The sequence below is a fragment of the Planotetraspora phitsanulokensis genome (genome assembly GCF_016863295.1).
GTDB classification, from domain to species: Bacteria; Actinomycetota; Actinomycetes; order Streptosporangiales; family Streptosporangiaceae; genus Planotetraspora; species Planotetraspora phitsanulokensis.
This window is the reverse complement of the sequence record NZ_BOOP01000032.1, coordinates 74,543-92,202: the sequence shown is the minus strand read 5'-3', so window position 1 is coordinate 92,202 and position 17,660 is coordinate 74,543. Positions and strand designations below refer to the sequence as shown.

Sequence of the window (17,660 nt, the reverse complement as noted above, 5' to 3'; positions counted from 1 at the left end):
CAGTGATCGGCATGGCCCGGTGCGAACCCCTCAGAGCACGTCTTCGATGCGGATCGGCAACCGTCGCAGACGGCGGCCCGTGGCGTGGAAGACGGCGTTCCCGATGGCGGCGGCCACACCCACCATGGCCACCTCGCCGAGGCCCTTGACCCCGACCGGGTTGAGCATCGGGTCGGGCTTGTCGACGAAACCGACCTCGATCTCGCCGATGTCGGCGTTGACCGGGATCGGGTACTCCTCCATGGTCGCGTTGGCGAACCCGCCGAATCGGGGATCGACCTCGCTCCGCTCCCGCAACGACGCTCCGATGCCCCAGACCACGGCGCCGCGGACCTGGCTGGCGGCGGTCACCGGGCTGGCGACCCTGCCGCAGTCGGCCACGCTGACCACGCGCGGCACCCGGATGCGCCGGGTCGTCGGCTCGATCCGCACCTCGACGAAATGCGCGATGAAACTGAAGGCGGTGAAGCCGGGGTAGACCGGCCCGGCGAAGGCGACCAGCCCCGCACGTGACCGTTCGATGATCTCGGGCGGCTGCCCGGGCGCGATGGTGGTCGCCTCCACCTCGACGCTCGTCTGCCCGGTCGCGGCGACCGCCGCCCCCACGTCGACGGGATCGCTGTCCGCCACGTTGAGGTGTTTGCGCAGCTCACGCAGCGCGGCGTGGACGGCCTGCAGCGCCGTGGCCGTACCCCACGAACCGGCGGTGAGATGTTGCGGCGCCACCCTGGTGTCGCCGACGTCCACGGTCACGTCGTCGACCCCGACGGACAGGTCCTCGGAGATCAGCAGGGTGATCGCGGTGCGGATGCCCTGGCCCATCTCGTGGCCGTCCACCCCGACGGTGACCTTCCCCTCCGAGGTGGCGGTCAGCCGGGCGACGGCCGGCGCGACCGATGCGGGATAGACGCCGGACGCGACCCCCCAGCCGATCCGCGATCCGTCCGAAGCGCGCATCGAGCGGGGCTCGTGGGTACGGCCGGCCCAGCCGAACATGTCGGCTCCGCGCCGGAGGCACTCGGCGAGGTAGCGGGACGAGAACGGCTGCCCGGTGACCGGGTCGACGTCGGTGTCGTTGGCCAGGCGCAGCGCCACGGGGTCCTGCCCCACAGCGTAGGCGAGCTCGTCGACGGCCGACTCGAACGCGAACGCGGCGGGGTGCTCGAACGGAGCGCGCATGAAGCCGGGAGTCTGCACATCGGTGCGGACCAGCCGCTGACGGCCCCGGAAATGGCCGATCCCGTAGAGACGGCTGGTGATCTCCGTCGACATGCTGGGGAACAGGTCGTGCCGGGAGGTCTGCTGGTCCACCTCGTGGACCGCGGCCAGCAGCCGGCCGGTCTCGTCGGCGCCGAGCCGTACGAGATGGCGGCTCGCCGGGCGGAAGCTGGCCTGGTGGAACGTCTGCGTCCGGGGCATGACGAACTTGATCGGCCGCCCGAGCCGGCGTGCGGCCAGCGCAAGCGGTCCCACGTGGGGCTGAAGGGAGTTCTTCTGGCCGAACCCGCCTCCCGTGTAGGGGGCGATGATCTCGATCTTCGCGGGATCCATGCCGAGCTGCTTGGCCAGGCCGCCGCGCAGGGCTCCCGCGTTCTGGGTCCCCTCGTGCACCACCAGCGTGTCGCCGCGCCACTCCACGACCCCGCCGATCAGCTCCATCGGCACCTGGTGCTGCCGGGGAAGCTCGTAGGTCTCCTCGATCCGCACCGCGCTCCCGGCGAAGGCGGCGTCGGCGTCGCCCACGACGATGTCGGCGAGAAACGGAAGCGGGATGGCCTCCTCCTGAACGAGCGTCTCGGCGCCTTCCGCGTCGAGGTCCGACGTGACCGGCTCGGCCTCGTATTCCGCGCGGACCAGGTTCGCCGCCTCGGTCGCGGCGACGAGCGTGTCGGCGACGACCAGCGCGATGGGCTGGCCGCGGTAGGCGATGCGGTCGTCGGTCAGCGGCTGCAGGCTCTGGAAGCCGTAGCCTCCGCCCATGACGAAGCCGGGCGAGCCGAGCTCGGCGGGGTCGATGCGGGTCAGCACCGTCAGCACGCCGGGGACGGCCTCGGCGGCGGCGGTGTCGACGTTCACGACGCGGCCCTTGCCGATGGTGGAGACGGCGAACACGGCGTGCGCCAGGTCCGGGGACGTGCGGTCCGCCCCGTAGCGCGCCGCACCGGTCACCTTTTCGCGGGCGTCGACCCGCCGGGTCGGAGTGCTCATCGGACTGCTCGCTCTCCGGCGATGCGCAGCGCGTCGGCCACCGCGCGGACGCCAAGCTCGATCTTGAACGCGTTGCCGGTCCCCGGGCGGGCCCCGGCGAACGCCACTTCGCCGGCCCGGCGGGCGGTCGCCTCGGTCAGCCGCTCGCCGATCATGACCCTCTCGGCGGCCGGGGCACGCCACGGCCGAGTGGCCACCCCGCCTAAAGCGATGCGGCAGTCCTCGACCACACCGCGGTCGTCGAAGGCCACCCCCGCCGCGACCGACACGAGCGCGAAGGCGTACGACTCCCGGTCGCGGATCTTGTGATACGTGGAGCCCCGGCCGGAGGGAGTGACCGGGACGCGGATGCGGACGATGAGCTCGTCTCCGGCGAGGGTGTGCTCCCGCTGCGGAGTGTCGCCCGGCTCGACGTGGAGGTCCGCGATCGCCACCGTGCGCGCGCCACGAGGACCGATGACGTCGACGACGGCGTCGAACGCGAGCAGGGCGATCGCCCAGTCGCCCGGATAGGTGGCGACGCAGGCGTCGCCGCCCCCGAACAGGGCGTGCCCCCGGTCCAGGCCGCCGAGCGCGGAGCAGCCGCTGCCCGGCTCTCGTTTGTTGCAGGGGAACACGGGTCCGCCGCGGAAGTAGCCGCAACGGGTGCGCTGAAGCAGGTTGCCCCCGACGGTGGCCATGTTGCGCAGTTGCTGGGAGGCGGCCTTGGCGAGCGACTCGGCCAGCGCGGGGAAGTCGCGCCGCACGACCGGGTCGTCGGCGACGTCGGCCATCCGGGCGCCGGCGCCGAAGGAGAACTCGCCGGGACGGGTCGTGTCGACGGCGGCGATCTCGGCGAGGCGGTGGATGTCGACGACCGCCGGGGGCGCCTCGATGTCGAGCTTCATCAGGTCGTACAGCGTCGTGCCGCCGGCGAGGATCTTCGTGCCCGGCCCGGACTCGGCGAGGGCGGTGACGGCCTCGGCGAGGGTGGCGGGTGCCGCGTAGCTGAAGGGCCTCATCGGTCAGCCCTCGCTCGACGGGGAGTTCGGGCGGCGGGCCGTCTCACGGACGGCGGCCAGGATCCCGGCGTACGCGCCGCAGCGGCACAGGTTGCCGCTGAGGTACTCGCGGATCTCGTCGTCGCTGCCGGCGTGGCCCTCGGCGATGCAGGCGAGCCCGGACATCACCTGACCGGGCGTGCAGTACCCGCACTGCAGCGCGTCGTTGTCGATGAACGCCTCCTGAAGCGGGTGCAGCGTCCCGTCGGGGTCCGCCACCCCTTCGATCGTCGTCACCGCCTGGCCGTTCACCTGCACGGCCGGTGTCAGGCAGGACACGATCCTGCGGCCGTCCAGATGGACGGTGCACGCGCCGCACTGGCCGTGGTCGCAACCCTTCTTGGTGCCGGTCAGCCCCAGCCGCTCCCGCAGGACGTCGAGCAGCGACTCGCGCGGGTCCAGTTCCACCCGTACGGACCGGCCGTTGACCGTGAACGTCGTCTCCGTACGGACGGCGGACGAGATCGTCGATTCAGAACTCCCCATGGAGCCCAACGCTAGGCAGACGTCTTCGTCGGCCGCATTCGCAGGATTGCCGCCGGACCCTCGAACAATTGCGGTCATCGTGGCTCCTCCGTTCACTGGTCGTGCGTGTCGACCCGCTGGTCCCGTTCCTGGACGTCACGCCGATAGGCGGAGGGCGAGGTCCCCACCTCCCGGGCGAAGGCCGCGGACAGGTGTGAAGGGCTGCTGAACCCGCAGAGCTGGGCGATCTCACTGATCGAGCCGGTTCCACGTTCCAGATGGCGGCATGCCTCCTGGATGCGCAGCCGGGTCAGATAGCGATGCGGCGTCTCGCCCGTCGCCGCCTTGAAGACCCGGACGAAGTGGAAGGTGCTCAGCCAGACCTGGCTCGCGATGTCGGTCAGGGTCAGCGGGTGGTGCAGGCCGTCCCGCATGATCTCGATGGCGCGCCGCACCCGGGTGTCCTCGCGGCGGGGAAGGCGCGGGACGGGCATCCCGCAGTGCCGGGTCAGCAGGTGGACCGCGAGAAAGTGGGCGGCGGAGTCGGCGTAGAGATCGTCCATGCCCGTGGCGGCGGCGGTGTCCAGGGCCAGCATGACCTGCGCGACGACGGGATCGGACAGCGCCAGCGCGTCCGGCCGGCTCAACGGGCTGTCCTCGGTCCCCCACAACTCCCGGGCGGCGCGGGTCAGCAGGCGGTCGGGCAGATGGAGGTGGAGCGTCCGCGGGGAGGCCTCCGACCGCCATCGCAACCGGGTCGGCACGCCGGGTGGAGTGAGGCCGATCTGGCCGGGGACGTACCTGGCCTTGCGCCGGCCGCCCTCTCCGAAGGACTCGATCGTGGACTCTCCCGCCGTGACGAGGACCAGGTGCTGGTCGTCTGTGGGAGGGAGATAGACGTCCTCGGCGACGAGGTGGTCGTCGTAGCGGCGCAGCAGGACCGACCTCCAGCCGGTGTCGTACCAACTGCAGAAGGTGCGCTCCGTGAAGGCGCTCTGATCGAGGTCGAGCGACTTGAACGGGTTGGTATCGTCCACGACGCCGGTCAGCCGAGGCGCGTCTCGGCGCTCTCGCGGTTCGTCACGTCGGCAACGATCAGGAAGGGCGGGCCGATTCTGGTCATCACAATCTCACTGTTTCGGACATTCCGGTTACCTGCCTCTCTGTATTCAACCCGCCATCCTCCGGCAACTTGACAGCGGGTCGGAGCTCCAGGAAATCGGGGACCTGTCACATCCCGGAACAGCTGATGATCGAATTTCCTCAGGTCACGGCGTGGGCGGCGCGACAGCCGCCTGCACGATGCCCCCGATCACCTGCAACGGGGCGACCGTCTCCGCGTCCAGCCCGAAGGCGGCGGCGAGCAGTTCCGGCCGCCGGTACTCGACCAGCACCTCGGAGCCCGCCTCACGGACCAGGATCCGCGCCGGCATGTCGTAGGCCGCCGCCGGGACACTCAGCATGATCGGCGTCCCGCCGCGGGGATTGCCGAAGATCAGCACGACGGTCGGCGGCATGTGCATCCCGACCGACGCGGCGTTGGCGGCATGGTCGACGCGCCCGTAGATCGTCGCACCGCGGGCGCCGATCTCCTGCTCCAGCCGTCGCACCGTCTCGGCGTGGCCGTACGGACTGATCCACGTCTCCAGATCGCTCATCACGTCCTGCCCATCTGTCTGTGGCCGCCGAATGGTGAGGCGACCGCTCTCCGCGACCCTATTCACCTGAAGCCGCAGGTCGTCGGCCGTGGACAGGCGTGTCGGGGTATTCCGTTGAGCACCCCGGCGGAGCGGGGGTGGGCAGATAAGCGATAAGTCGGCTCGCGTCTAGCTGCGCAGGTAGGACGCGCCGTTCAGGTCGATGATGGTGCCGCTGGCCCACTCGGCGGCGGGCGAGGCCAGATACACGACGGCGGCGGCGATCTCTTCGGGCATCGCGACCCGCCCGAACGGGCTCTGCGCCCGGATGGCGTCGCCTCGCGGCGCCTTCAGGTGCTCGTTCGTCATGTCGGTCTCGACGAAGCCGGGCGCCACGGTGCCCACGGTGATGCCGTGCGGAGCCAGCCAGATCGCGAGCGACTGGCCCATGGCGTTCATGCCGGCCTTGCTCGCACCGTAGGCGGGGCTGTCGGGCTCGCCGCGGAACGCGCCGCGGGAAGAGACGTTGACGATCCTGCCGCCCGGGGGCATGTGCCGCACGGCACACCACGCGACGTTGGCCGCGCCCAGGAGATTGACGGCGAGGGTGTCATGCCACGCGGTCTGCCACTCCTCGTAGGAGACCTCGGTGATCGGATGGGATAGGAAGACGCCCGCGTTGTTGACCACGACGTCGAGCCCGCCCAGCGCCTCGGCGGCCTCGTCGACCATGCTGCGCACTGCGGCGGGGTCGGCGACGTCGGCCTGGACGACCACATGCCCCTCCCCCGGCAGCCCGGCCCGCAACTCCTCCGCGAGATCGGGAGAGGACCGATGGTGGATGGCGACCCGGTCGCCCGCGGCCGCGAACGCCGTGGCGACCGCCCGTCCGATGCCCCGCGACGCTCCGGTGACCAGAACTGCCCGTCCATTCACGTCCGGGAGACTAACAGGTGCAAATGCCTCGTTGACGCCTGGCCGCCCCTTCCCCTCGGCAGGGGTGGGGCGCGAGACTCAGGAGCCATGAGCCTCGACATTTCACGCATTCGTGCTCTCTATCCTGCCCTTTCTGACGGATATGCCTGGCTGGACGCGGCGGCGGGCACCCAGGTGCCGCAACCCGTGATCGACGCCGTCACCGGCGCGTACGCGCACGGCATCGGCAACACGCACGGGGCCTTCCCCGCCAGCGCCAGGTCCGACCAGATCGTCTCGGAGGCTCGTCAGGCCGTCGCCGATCTCGTGGGTGGCGAGGCCGGCGGCGTGGTCTTCGGCCCGAACATGACCACCCTCACCTACCGGTTCGCCTACACCCTGGCGAAGGACTGGGGGCCGGACGACGAGATCGTGGTCTCGCGGCTCGATCACGACGCCAACGTCCGGCCGTGGGTGCAGGCGGCGACCCGGGCCGGCGCGCGGGTGCGCTGGGCGTCGGTGGAGGTGCCGAGCGGCGAGTTGCCCGCCGACCAGTACGACGAACTCGTGAACGAGCGCACGAGGCTGGTGGCCGTGACCGCGGCGAGCAACGTGCTGGGGACCAGGCCCGACGTCCGGCGGATCACCGACCGGGCGCACGCGGTGGGCGCCCTGGCCTACGTCGACGGCGTCCACGCCACCCCGCACACCCCGATCGACATGGTCGAGCTCGGCGCGGACTTCTACGCGACCAGCGCGTACAAGTGGTCGGGCCCGCACATCGGCACCGTCGTCGCACCGCCTGAGCTGCTCGAACGGCTGTCGCCCGACAAGCTCGCCTCCTCCTCGGACGAGGTGCCTGACCGGTTCGAGACGGGAACGTCGCCGTTCGCGGACCTGGCCGGCGTCACCGCCGCCGTCGACCACCTCGCCGGCCTGGACCCCGACGCGACGGGCGACCGGCGCAGGCGCCTGCTCACCTCGATGACGGCGGTCGAGGCCCATGAGCAGGCCGAGTTCGCACACCTGCTCAAGGGGCTGGCGTCCCTGCCTCACGTGAGCCTCGTCGGCTCGCCCGCCCGCCGTACGGCCACGGCGTACTTCACGGTGGCCGGGCACACGCCGCGGCAGGTGGCCGAGCACCTGGCGACGCGCAAGGTCAACGTCTGGGACGGCCACTGCTACGCGTGGGAGCTGACCCAGGCGCTCGGCATCCGCGACTCGGGCTCCGCCGTACGCGCCGGGCTGGTTCACTACAACGACCGCTCGGACGTCGACCGCCTGCTCAACGGCCTCGAAGAGCTCTCGCCAGGCCGTTCCTGACGACGGCCGCCGTCACCGCGGCCCGCCTCCTCGGGCGGGCCGCGGAGCACCGCCCGCCTTTCTGCTGACCACCGCGGAAGGCGGGCCGAGCGGCTGACGTCACGCGCCTGGATCATTTCCGGGAGGCGAGCACGCAGAATTCATTGCCTTCCGGATCGGCGAGCACCACCCAGGACGAGTCGCCCTGACCCACGTCGGCGTGGGTGGCGCCCAGCGCCAGGAGCCGGCTGACCTCGGCCTCCTGGTCGTCCGGACGGAAGTCGAGATGAAGTCGGCTCTTCGCCTTCTTCTCCTCGCCGACGGGGACGAAGATGATGCCGGGCAGGATGTCGGGAGCCATCCGGATCTCGAACTCCTCCTCGGCGTCGTTGACGACGGTCCAGCCGAGCGCCTTGGTCCACCACTGCCCGAGCCGTACCGGATCGGCTGCGTCGATCACCACTTGTTCCCATATGAGAGTCACGACGCCCACCTACCCGCCGGAGCGTTCGTCAGCCTCCTCTGAGAGCGAAACATCATCGACGGCGGAAACGTGCACGCGAATGTCATCGCACCGATGACGAGGAGCAGCGACTCCGGCGCCGAATCGCTTCGCGAAATCGGCCGCCTTCGCGCCGGGCCGGGGAAATGCGGATTGCCTCATCACCTCGATGGCATTACGGTGATGACCGTGACTGCCGGGTCGGCCATGGGCCAAGAGCGAGTGGGGCACCCGGCCGAGGCGTGAAGGCCGGGCGGGCGCGAGGCCCGCCGCTTGGATTCCGCCCGCCGCATCCCCGAATTTCATACGACGTTTCCACGTGCTCGTCTCCGCCGGTCAGCGCTTCCCTGTCATTCGCGACCCCCGGCCCGGCAAGCCGTGTTCTCCGCCATTCCCGAAACAGGGGTGCGCCCATCCCTTGCGAATTCCGTCCGGCACGCCGGGCGATTCTTCGCCATGCCCTGAATCCGCACGTCCCCACATTTCTGGAGTAGAAAAAGAGTGCCGAACGATTTCAACCGACAGATCATCGAGGAGTTCCGCGCCAACGAAGGGCGGGTCGGCGGTCCTTTCGAAGGAGCCCGGCTGCTCCTGCTGACCACCACCGGGGTGCGATCCGGTGCTCCGCACACGGTCCCGGTCGGCTACCTTCCGGACGGCGGCGAGCGGGTGCTGGTCATCGCCTCGGCCGGCGGCGGGCCGAACCATCCGGACTGGTTCCACAACCTGGTCGCGAATCCCCGCGTCCAGGTCGAGGACGGAGCCTTCACGTACGAGGCGGAGGCCGTCGTCCTACAGGGCGACGAGCGGGACCACGCCTTCGCCCGCGCGGTGGAGGCCGACCCCGGATGGGCCGGCTACCAGGCCAAGACGTCGCGGGTGATCCCCGTGGTCGCCCTGCGCGCGGTCACGGGGGGACCGCCACGGGCGGCGTCCCTGGGCGCGGCCCTGAAGATGATCCACGACGCGTTCCGGCGGGAGCTCGCTCTGATCCGCAAGGAGATCGCCGAATCGGGTCCCGGCCTGGGCGCCCAGCTCCGCATGAACTGCCTGACCGTCTGCCACGGGCTGCATCTTCACCACACCCATGAGGACGGCGGCGTGTTCCCGGCCCTCGGGGACAGCCGCCCGGAGCTCGCCCCGGCCCTGGAACGGCTAAGCGAGGAGCACCGGACGATCGCGGCTCTGATCGACGAGTTGCAGGAGGTCGTCTCCGCCGAGGGAGCGGATCCCCTCCTGGTGCTCCCGCAGGTCGAGCGGCTCATCGACGAACTCGAACGGCATCTGACCTACGAGGAGGAGCAGCTGATCCCGATCCTCGACGCGCCGGCCTGACCCGCTCCGCGGGGTGAACCCTGCCGGAGGGGTGCGAACCGATCGAACGGATCCTGGGCCGCCGGCGGGAGGCCGGCGGCCCAGGTCCCGGCCATGGGCTACGCCCGGATGGCCTCTTCCAGCAGTGCCCGGTTGCGGATCATCCACCCGGCTGCGTCGGCCCGCCAGGCGAGCGCCCACGCCGCGCCGGGATCGGCCGAGTCCGGAGTGATCCCGGCGTCGGCCGCCTCGGCGGCGCAGTCCCGGATCGCGAACTCGATCATCCGGTCGACGAGCCCGTCCCGATCGGCGGCCGGCAGTTCGTAGCCGTCGAGGAACAACCTCAACTGCCGGGCGCGAGCGGGCGGGTCAGGCAGGTCATTGCGCCGAGCGACGGTGTCGCCGTGCAGTTGCGCGTGCCACCAGGCGCAGGCGGCGACCTCGTCCAGGCGGTCGACGGGGCCCGCGAGGGTCCAGTCGATGAACGCCACGGGCCGACCGTCCTGAACCACGGTGTGCCACGGCCCGGCGTCGCAGTGTCCGATCACCGAGTCAGGGCCGATGCGATGCATCCACCAGGGTTGCCACTCGGCGTCCGGTGGCGGCCGGAAGCCGGCGGTGGCGGTGTGCAACTCGCGCAGCAGCGCGCCGACCTGCCCGACGGCCTCGTCCGGCCACGCGTGTGGATGGACGATGCTGCCCTCGATGTAGGTCAGGACCTCGTTGCCGTCGCCGTCCACGCCGACCACCCGGGGGGAGCCGGTGAACCCGACGTCCTCCAGGTGGCGCAGCAGTGCGTGCACGGTCCGGGTCCAGGGCCGGCCGGGACGCCTGACGGTCCCTCCCGTACGGATGACATGACTTGGTCCGCCTTCGGCCGCCGTCAGGGGCTCGAAGGACGATGGGGAATCCACGATTTCTCCTCGTGTCAGCGCGGTGATGGTGACACCGGCGCCAGGGGACGGCACCGGTGGCGGCCGCGGAACATCCGCGGCAGGCGGCCCGCTACGAGGCGAAAGGCGTCCGGCATCGGGCCCGTTCAGGCCGGGCGGACGCCGAAAGAGCCGATCAGACGGCGATCGGCCCGCGCGTCGTAGCGGTGACGGCGACCTCGCTGACAACCATGCACGTCATGTCGACCTCCTTGACGAGTAGGACACGAACGAGACTAGGCAACGCCGCCGGGGCGTCGCAATCGGATTTCCGCGTGGACGATCGCGGCACCGGCACGGTTCATTCTTCCGCGTCTTCGCCGACACACCCCGACCTCGACCACCGCCCCTCAGGATTCATGCCGTAGAACAGTGCGGTGAAACTCAGCGAAGAAGTGCTCGAACTGCTGCGCAGGCCGAGCGTCTGCCACCTCGCCACGTTGATGGCCGACGGTTCGCCGCAGCTGACCCAGACGTGGGTCGACACCGACGGCGAGCACGTGCTCATCAACAGCGTGCAGACTCACGTGAAGACACGGAACATCGAACGGGACCCGCGGGTGGCCCTGACCGTCTCCGACCCCGACGACCCCTCGCGCTATGTCCAGGTCCGCGGCCGGGTCCTCGAGGTCACCACGGACGGCGCGGCGGAGCACATCGACGCGCTCGCCAAGAAGTACCTCGGCAAGCCCTACCCCTGGTACGGAGGCCGCGACCAGGTCCGGGTGATCTTCGTGATCGAGCCCGAAAGGGTCGTCGGCATGCGCTGACAGCCTGAGTCGTGTCTGACGATCAAGCCCTGCCGGAGAGCATTCGTCAGACACTCCCTAACCGGGTTCGGGGTCTGCCGCCCCCTCGCCGTTCAGGCTCGTGCCCGTCGACCGGCGGAGCACCCTGATCGAAAACCCCCTTGGCGGGGGTGCCGAAAGGCCACAGACTGGGGCCTGTCACGGACGGCGGCGGAGGCGGCATGACGGCAACGCCCATCGATCCATCCCCGGCGGCCAGGCCCGAGCGGCGGCCCGAACTGGACGCGATCCGCGCTCTGGTCGTGGTCGGCCTGGTGTTCTTCCACTCGGGGCTGGTCTTCGACACGCGCGACGACTTCTATGTGAAGAACGCCGAGACGACCGACGCCACCACGATCGTGGCCGGTTTCGCCGTGGTGTGGGCGATGCCGATGTTGTTCCTCATCGCCGGCCTCGGCTCGTGGCACTCGCTGCGGCGGCGCGGCGCCGGCGGATTCGCCGTGGAACGCCTGCTCCGGCTCGGCGTCCCCCTCGTCTTCGCGACGTTCGCGCTGCTGCCGATCGCTCCGTGGATCCGGCTGCGGACCGATCCCGCCTACCACGAGTCGTACCTGGAGTTCCTGCCGCGGTTCCTCGACGTCCACGTCGATGTGTCCGAATTCCCCTTCATCCTGCAGGGCGAGCATTTCGAGTCCGGGCACCTGTGGTTCGTGGTGATGCTGCTGGTCTACGCGCTCCTGCTGGCCGCGCTGTTCTACCGGCTCCCCCGCGACCTCGGCCGCCGAATCCGCGAGGGGCTCGCAACGGCGGTCCGGCGCCGCGGCGCCGTGGTGTTCCTGCCGGCCGTGCCCATCGCGGTGATCACCGCTCTGCACGGCATGGAGGAGCCGTTCGCCGGCTGGAGCCGCTGGGCGTACCTGCTGTTCTTCCTGTACGGCTTCGTGCTCGCCTCGGACGAGAGGTTCCGTACGGCGATGCGGCGCGACGCGATCCCGGCACTGGTGAGCGCCCTCGTCCTGCTCGCGGTCGGCATGCCGGGCTTCCTGGTCGTCGCCGGGAGCCCCGGCGCGGACCCCTTCACCGACATGACCGCGCCCGCGATCGGCGTCCGCCTCCTGTACGGCGCGGCGGGCTGGTGCTGCCTGGTCGCCATCCTCGGTCTGCTCGACCGCCGCCGGACGGCACGGCAGGCCCGCCCGGACGCCGGGGCGAGTTCCGGGGGCGGTACGGGGAAACGGGTGTACGGATACCTGGCCGCCGCGGTGCTGCCGCTGTACATCCTGCACCAGCCGATCGTCGTCGCCGTCGCGTACGGCGTCGTCCGATGGGACGCGCCGATCGTGGTCAAGTACCTGGCGATCGTCGTGATCTCGCTCACCCTGACCGTCATCGCGTATGACCTTCTGGTGCGCCGGACGCGGCCGACCCGGTTCCTGTTCGGCATGCGCGGCCGGCCGGCTCCGGAAAAGGTTCGAACGCGATCCGGACCGGCGATTCAGAGGGGCGAGCTCTGATTCACCGGCCGGACCGCGTTCGAAGTCCCGGTGCCCCCGTTCCTCTCCCCACCGGACGCCTGTGGTCCGGTGGGCCCCTGTCAGAGGAGTCCGGTCATCCGGCCGTTACGGCTTGACCGGCTTGTTGTTCGTCCACTCGGCCTTGGTGATCGCGTTGTAGTTGACGACGGTGCCCGGCTTCGCCCCGGCCCATTGGCCGCCGGCGTGGACGGCCACGATCTGGTCGGTCAGCAGAAGACCGGTCTCCGGGTCGATGATGAGCTGCCGCTCGTACTGCCCGTTGGGCCAGCTCTCCGCCCGGCCGATGCCCTGTCCCTTGCGGCCGAGGGCGTCGGTCACCTCGCCCAGGGACCGCACGCCGTCCAGCCCGGCGAGCACCTTGTAGGCCGCGGCCCGGACGGCCGGCTTGACGGGCATGTCGCTCAGCACGCCGGAGGTCACCTGGAAGAGCCAGGCGTCCGCGTCCTGCGGCTCGTCGGACTCGGTGCCGTGACCGGCGTACCCCTGCATCAGACGCGCCTTCAGCGCGGCCGCGGTGGTGGGCAGCGTCTGGAGTTCGGCGAACGACACGTTCGTCCCGGCCAGGTCGGCGATCTTGTCGCCGACGTTGATCGGGTTACCGAAGGGCTTGCCACCCTTGGAGTCGATCAGCAGCTTGCCGCCGCCGCGCTTCGCCACCTTCACCGTCCACGTGGTCGGCGAGCCGTCCTGCTTCCAGGCGGCCTCCGAACCGGGGGCAGGCTTGGTGCCCAGGTTCTGCGAGACCCACCAGCTGTCGACCTTCGGCGAACGGGCGATCCACGTCTCGCTGCGGCCCAGGCTGTTCACCGTGTACTGCACCTTGGTGCCCACCTGCTGGGCGTTGCCGCTCGAAGTCACGATGTGCCAGTACGCGCCGCTGCCCGCCTTGGCCTTCAGCGACGACTCCGCCGCGACCAGGAGGACCTGCTTCGCGGAGAGCTTCACGGCGGGCTGCTGCTCACCCTGCGGTGCGGCGACGGCCGGTGCGCTCGGCGCCGGCGTCGTGCCACCGGTCGCGGTGACCCCGACGGCGACGGCGGTCGCCGCCGCGACGCCGGCCAGGCCGAGACCCCACACGGGCTTGGCGATCTTCCGGGCGCGGGCCGGCTTGGCCTGCCTGAACTGCGCCATGGCGTAGTTCAGCTCTGCGGCCCTGGTGCCCTCGTCCACCGGGGTGTCGAGGTGAGCCGGGCGCGCCTTCCGCAGCTGCTCCATCGGGTTCATGACCACTCCTCACTGAGATTGCGCACTCGGGACTGGATACGGGCCACCGGGGCCGTCTTCATCGCCTGGACCAGCCGCTTGCGGGCACGGTGCAGGCGGACGCGGAAGGCCGCCGGTGAACAGCCGATGACACGTGCCGCGTCGCGGGGGGAGAGCCCCTGCCAGGCCACGAGAATCAGGAGCTCTCGCTCCTCCTGGGTCAGGGAGGCCAGCGCGTTGACGACGGCCAGCCGCTCGGCCACCCAATCGGCGTGGTCCTCTTCGGTCCAGGCCCGCAGCTCGGCTGCCAGCGACTCACGCCTGATCTCGGCGCGGATGTTGTCGCGCAGCACGTTGCGGGCGACGCCGAGCAACCACGGCAGCGCGGGGTCGGGCACGTCGTCGAATCGCCGCCAGGCGATCGCGAACGTCTCGCTCACCACCTCGTCCGCGACCTGCCGGCCCGCTTGGCTGACCACGTAGGCCCATACTCGCTGGCGGCACTCGTCATACATGGTGGTGAACCGGTGAGAATCGTCCGTCACCGCCCGCCCCCTTCGTCCCGGTGTTTGTTCCGACAGGAGGAAGTGGTCCGAGACCCCCAAGTGTTACAAACGACTCCAAAAACATTTTTCGGCCCGTCCGCCGCCTTTCACTGGCGCACCCCGATCGCGTCCGCGGGCCGCTGCCGGAGGACGAACCTGGCCGGGATCGCGGTGGCGGCCAGCGCCAGGACGGCCGCGACGGCGACCACCGCGAGGTAGGTGAGCGGCGGAACGTACGGCACGGCCGACCCGGTCATGCCCGAGCTGAACGCCGACAGCGTGACCAGCGAGATCCCGGTCCCGAGGGCGACGGCGACCACGAGCGCCGTGAGGGTCTCCAGCCTGAGCATCCTCAGCACCTGACGCCGGGTGGTGCCGACCAGGCGGAGCAGCGCCAGCTCACGCGACCGGTCCGAGGTCGACATCGCCAGGGTGTTGACCACGGCGATCGCGGTGAACGCGATGATCAGGCCCATCGCCACGTAATTCACCGCGGCATTGGGCGCGCTCGCGTCCACCGCCTGGGCCCGGTCGAGGACGGCGGCCCCGGGAACCGCCTTGGTGATCGCGGCACGCGTGAGGGTGGGAGCGGAGACGAGCAGGGTGCCGAGCGGGTCGTCCACGTGCGGGGCGACAAGCGCGTGGGAGAGCGTGAGATCGCCGTATCCCAGCCCACGGGCGTAGATCGCCACGACGGTCGGCGTCACGGGCGTGCCGTCGCCCAGGGTGAGATGGATCCGCCCGCCGACCTCGGCGCCGATGCGCGCGGCCGCGGTCTCGCTCACCGCGACACCGTCCTGACCCAGGTCTTTGAGCGAGCCGGCCGTCACACCCAGATCGACGGTCCTGTCCAGCCCGTCCGGTGTGACCGCCTGTGCGCCGTACTTGTCCAGGCCGACCCGCACCGACGTGCGCAGCACCTCGGTGACCGCCTGGACGCCGGGCGTCTCGCGCAGGGCCTGCGCGGCGGTACCCGGCAGGTGGGGGCCGAGGACGTAGTCGGCGCGGCCGCCCGCTGCGGCCTCGCGCTGGGCGGCGTGGCCCATCGTGGTCTGGACGAACAGAATCGTGCAGGTCATCGCCACCATCAGGCTGAGCGGCGTGATGACGGACGCCAGCCGCCTGGACCCGGTGCGGAGGTTGGCGGCGGCCAGGTGGCCGCCGACCCTGGACGCGCGCAACGGCACCGCGAGCAGAGCGGTCGCGGCACGGGCGACGACCGGGCCGAGCAGCGCCACGGCGGTCGTCCAGACCAGCGCGGTGAGCATGGTCACCGGGCTCGACGCGGCCTCGACCGACAACGCCGACAACACGATGGTCAGCGCCACGCCGCCGCCCACGCAGACCAGGCCGGCGACCAGACGTCCCCAGGGCGTCCGGCTTCCCGGCAGAGCGGCCTCACCGAGCGCCTCCACCGGCCGGATCCGGGCGGCCCGGCGGGCCGAGAGCCGGACCGCCGCCCACGCGGCGAGCACGGAGGCCAGCAGCGCCGCCAGCGCCGGGAACGGGCTGACCACGAGCCGCAGGTGCTCCGGCATGGCGCCCAGCGCGACGAACCTGTCACGCAGCCAGAAGCCCAGCCCGATGCCCGCGACGGACCCGGCCGCCCCCGCGGCGACGGAGACCAGGAGCGCCTCGCCGCCGAGCATCCGGCGCACCTGGCGGGGGGTGGCGGCGACGGCCCGCAGCAGGGCGATCTCCCTTTCGCGCTGCTGGATCGACAGAGCGAAGGTGCCCACCACGACGAGGACGGCGACCAGCAGCGACGTGCCGCCCAGGGCTCCGCCGAGGCTGATCAGCCGCACCCGCGCCTGTTCCGCGCCGGGGAACTCGATGGCGCCCCGGTCGTCTCCGGTGTGGGCGAAGGCCCGGGCGGTCCTGAGCACGGCCGACACGTTCGACATCACGGCGGAGACCTCCCCTCGCGGGAAGACGCCGATGGCGCTGACCTGGCCAGGCCGCCCGGCGAGGCGGCGCGCCTCGGCGGTGCTGAAGAAGAGCGTGCTCTGGCTGGGCAGGGACTGCGCGGTGACGCCGGTCACCCGGTAGGTCCGCGCACCCGCCGCGGTCACCGTGTCCAGTCGCGCGCCCACAGCGAGGCCGGAACGGCAGTCGACGACGACCTCGTCGGCGGCTGCAGGGGCGTGCCCGTCGCGCAGGGTGAACGGCGTGAGCCCCGCGGACTCCCAGCCGTGCCCACTCGCGGCGCCGCTCTCCAGGTAAACGGGGAAGGTCACCTCACTGATCACCTTGGTGACGCCGGCGACCTCGCCCAGTCGCGCGGCGAGCGAGGCGGGCAGCCAGGCGTGCTCGGCCAGTGGCTTGGCCTTGGTCTTCGACTTGTCCTCGGACTTCCGGATCGTCTGCCGGACGAACTGGTCGCCCGCCACGATCACCGGCGTGCCCGCGTAACGCTCGGGGACGACGCTGCCGCGCAACCCCGTCTCCAGCAACATCCCGCAGGCGCAGACGAGCATGGCGGCGCACAGCAGTGCGACGAACGAGCCCGCGAACCCGGCCTTGCGGTGCCGCAGGGTCCTGAAGGCGAATCCGATCATCAGTTCCACGCTCCCAGCCGGGTCATCCGCTCGGCGACCTTGTCGGAGGTCGGATCCGTCATCTCGTCCACGATCCGGCCGTCGGCCAGGAACAGGACCGTGTCCGCGTACGACGCCGCCACCGGGTCGTGCGTCACCATGACGACCGTCTGGCCCATGCCGCTGACGACCTCGCGCAGCAGCGTGAGCACGTCACGGGCCGTCATCGTGTCGAGCGCGCCGGTCGGCTCGTCGCCGAACACCACCTCCGGCCGGGTGACCAGCGCGCGGGCGATCGCCACGCGCTGCTGCTGCCCGCCCGAGAGCTGCGCCGGGCGGTGACCGGTACGGCCGGCGAGGCCCACCCGCTTCACGATCTCCTCCAGCCATGCCCGATCCACCCCGGCCCCGGCCAGCCGCAGGGGAAGCGTGATGTTCTCGGCCACGGTCAGGGACGAGACCAGGTTGAACGCCTGGAACACGAATCCGACGCGACGCCTGCGCAGCTCGGTCAGCCGCGTCTCGTTCATGCCCGCGAGTTCGGTGCCGCCGAGCCGTACAGATCCGGAGGTGGGCGTGTCCAGCCCGGCGGCGCAGTGCAGGAGCGTGCTCTTGCCCGACCCCGACGGTCCCATCACCGCTGTGAAGCTGCCTTGCGTGAAGCCCGCCGACACCTCTCTCAGGGCGGCGACGGCGCCCTGTCCCCTGCCGTAGACCTTGCTCACCGCATCCAAAGACACCACGTATGTCATGGCTTCCACCCTGCTGACCTGTGG

General features: G+C 71.0%; 16 protein-coding genes. 4 read left to right on the top strand and 12 right to left on the bottom strand.

Annotated features, from left to right (window positions below; all coding sequences use genetic code 11):
• Positions 1 to 30 precede the first annotated feature (30 nt).
• The 6 genes from Pph01_RS31750 to Pph01_RS31725 all read right to left on the bottom strand — a co-directional run bounded on the left by Pph01_RS31750 (position 31) and on the right by Pph01_RS31725 (position 6,286).
• Positions 31 to 2,208 carry a xanthine dehydrogenase family protein molybdopterin-binding subunit gene (locus tag Pph01_RS31750; protein ID WP_204076868.1) on the bottom strand — a complete coding sequence of 726 codons (2,178 nt, stop codon included), beginning with the start codon at positions 2,206 to 2,208 and terminating at the stop codon, positions 31 to 33.
• On the bottom strand, positions 2,205 to 3,209 hold the full coding sequence (locus Pph01_RS31745) for an FAD binding domain-containing protein (protein WP_204076867.1): 1,005 nt from the start codon (positions 3,207 to 3,209) through the stop codon (positions 2,205 to 2,207). Before Pph01_RS31745 ends, Pph01_RS31750 begins: the two co-directional genes overlap by 4 nt.
• A gap of 3 nt (positions 3,210 to 3,212) precedes the next feature.
• Positions 3,213 to 3,734 carry a (2Fe-2S)-binding protein gene (locus tag Pph01_RS31740; protein ID WP_204076866.1) on the bottom strand — a complete coding sequence of 174 codons (522 nt, stop codon included), beginning with the start codon at positions 3,732 to 3,734 and terminating at the stop codon, positions 3,213 to 3,215.
• 92 nt (positions 3,735 to 3,826) lie between these two features.
• Complete coding sequence (locus Pph01_RS31735; RefSeq protein ID WP_204076865.1) at positions 3,827 to 4,750, bottom strand: AraC family transcriptional regulator; 924 nt, start codon at positions 4,748 to 4,750, stop codon at positions 3,827 to 3,829.
• A 231-nt stretch (positions 4,751 to 4,981) separates the two neighbouring features.
• Complete coding sequence (locus Pph01_RS31730) at positions 4,982 to 5,371, bottom strand: DUF302 domain-containing protein (protein WP_204076864.1); 390 nt, start codon at positions 5,369 to 5,371, stop codon at positions 4,982 to 4,984.
• Positions 5,372 to 5,539: 168 nt separating this feature from the next.
• On the bottom strand, positions 5,540 to 6,286 hold the full coding sequence (locus tag Pph01_RS31725; RefSeq protein WP_204076863.1) for an SDR family NAD(P)-dependent oxidoreductase: 747 nt from the start codon (positions 6,284 to 6,286) through the stop codon (positions 5,540 to 5,542).
• 87 nt (positions 6,287 to 6,373) lie between these two features.
• Here Pph01_RS31725 and Pph01_RS31720 point away from each other — a divergent pair, with 87 nt between their 5' ends.
• Entirely contained in the window at positions 6,374 to 7,588 is a 1,215-nt protein-coding gene (locus tag Pph01_RS31720; protein ID WP_204076862.1) for a cysteine desulfurase-like protein, read from the top strand.
• 112 nt (positions 7,589 to 7,700) lie between these two features.
• On the opposite strand, the gene Pph01_RS31715 is transcribed toward Pph01_RS31720, so the two are convergent.
• Positions 7,701 to 8,051, bottom strand: a complete 351-nt coding sequence (locus tag Pph01_RS31715) for a VOC family protein (RefSeq protein WP_204076861.1) — start codon at positions 8,049 to 8,051, stop codon at positions 7,701 to 7,703.
• 519 nt (positions 8,052 to 8,570) lie between these two features.
• Between Pph01_RS31715 and Pph01_RS31710 the strand changes: the two genes are divergently transcribed.
• Positions 8,571 to 9,404: a nitroreductase/quinone reductase family protein gene (locus Pph01_RS31710; RefSeq protein ID WP_204076860.1), complete on the top strand. Its 834-nt coding sequence runs from the start codon at positions 8,571 to 8,573 to the stop codon at positions 9,402 to 9,404.
• Positions 9,405 to 9,502: 98 nt separating this feature from the next.
• Here Pph01_RS31710 and Pph01_RS31705 read toward each other — a convergent pair whose 3' ends face one another.
• Positions 9,503 to 10,297, bottom strand: coding sequence for an aminoglycoside phosphotransferase/kinase family protein (locus tag Pph01_RS31705; RefSeq protein WP_204076859.1), 795 nt, complete (start codon positions 10,295 to 10,297; stop codon positions 9,503 to 9,505).
• 395 nt (positions 10,298 to 10,692) lie between these two features.
• On the opposite strand from Pph01_RS31705, the gene Pph01_RS31700 reads away from it, so the two are divergent.
• Both Pph01_RS31700 and Pph01_RS31695 read left to right on the top strand, forming a co-directional pair.
• Complete coding sequence (locus Pph01_RS31700; RefSeq protein ID WP_204076858.1) at positions 10,693 to 11,085, top strand: PPOX class F420-dependent oxidoreductase; 393 nt, start codon at positions 10,693 to 10,695, stop codon at positions 11,083 to 11,085.
• 200 nt (positions 11,086 to 11,285) lie between these two features.
• Complete coding sequence (locus Pph01_RS31695; RefSeq protein WP_204076857.1) at positions 11,286 to 12,578, top strand: acyltransferase family protein; 1,293 nt, start codon at positions 11,286 to 11,288, stop codon at positions 12,576 to 12,578.
• Between the two features lie 105 nt (positions 12,579 to 12,683).
• Here Pph01_RS31695 and Pph01_RS31690 read toward each other — a convergent pair whose 3' ends face one another.
• The 4 genes from Pph01_RS31690 to Pph01_RS31675 form a co-directional block, all read right to left on the bottom strand.
• Positions 12,684 to 13,823: a CU044_5270 family protein gene (locus Pph01_RS31690; protein ID WP_204076856.1), complete on the bottom strand. Its 1,140-nt coding sequence runs from the start codon at positions 13,821 to 13,823 to the stop codon at positions 12,684 to 12,686.
• Entirely contained in the window at positions 13,820 to 14,347 is a 528-nt protein-coding gene (locus Pph01_RS31685; protein ID WP_239117161.1) for an RNA polymerase sigma factor, read from the bottom strand. Before Pph01_RS31685 ends, Pph01_RS31690 begins: the two co-directional genes overlap by 4 nt.
• Before the next feature lie 107 nt (positions 14,348 to 14,454).
• Positions 14,455 to 16,905: an ABC transporter permease gene (locus Pph01_RS31680; RefSeq protein WP_204076855.1), complete on the bottom strand. Its 2,451-nt coding sequence runs from the start codon at positions 16,903 to 16,905 to the stop codon at positions 14,455 to 14,457.
• Complete coding sequence (locus Pph01_RS31675; RefSeq protein ID WP_204076854.1) at positions 16,905 to 17,636, bottom strand: ABC transporter ATP-binding protein; 732 nt, start codon at positions 17,634 to 17,636, stop codon at positions 16,905 to 16,907. The genes Pph01_RS31680 and Pph01_RS31675 overlap by 1 nt, the downstream gene beginning before the upstream one ends.
• Positions 17,637 to 17,660 lie beyond the last annotated feature (24 nt).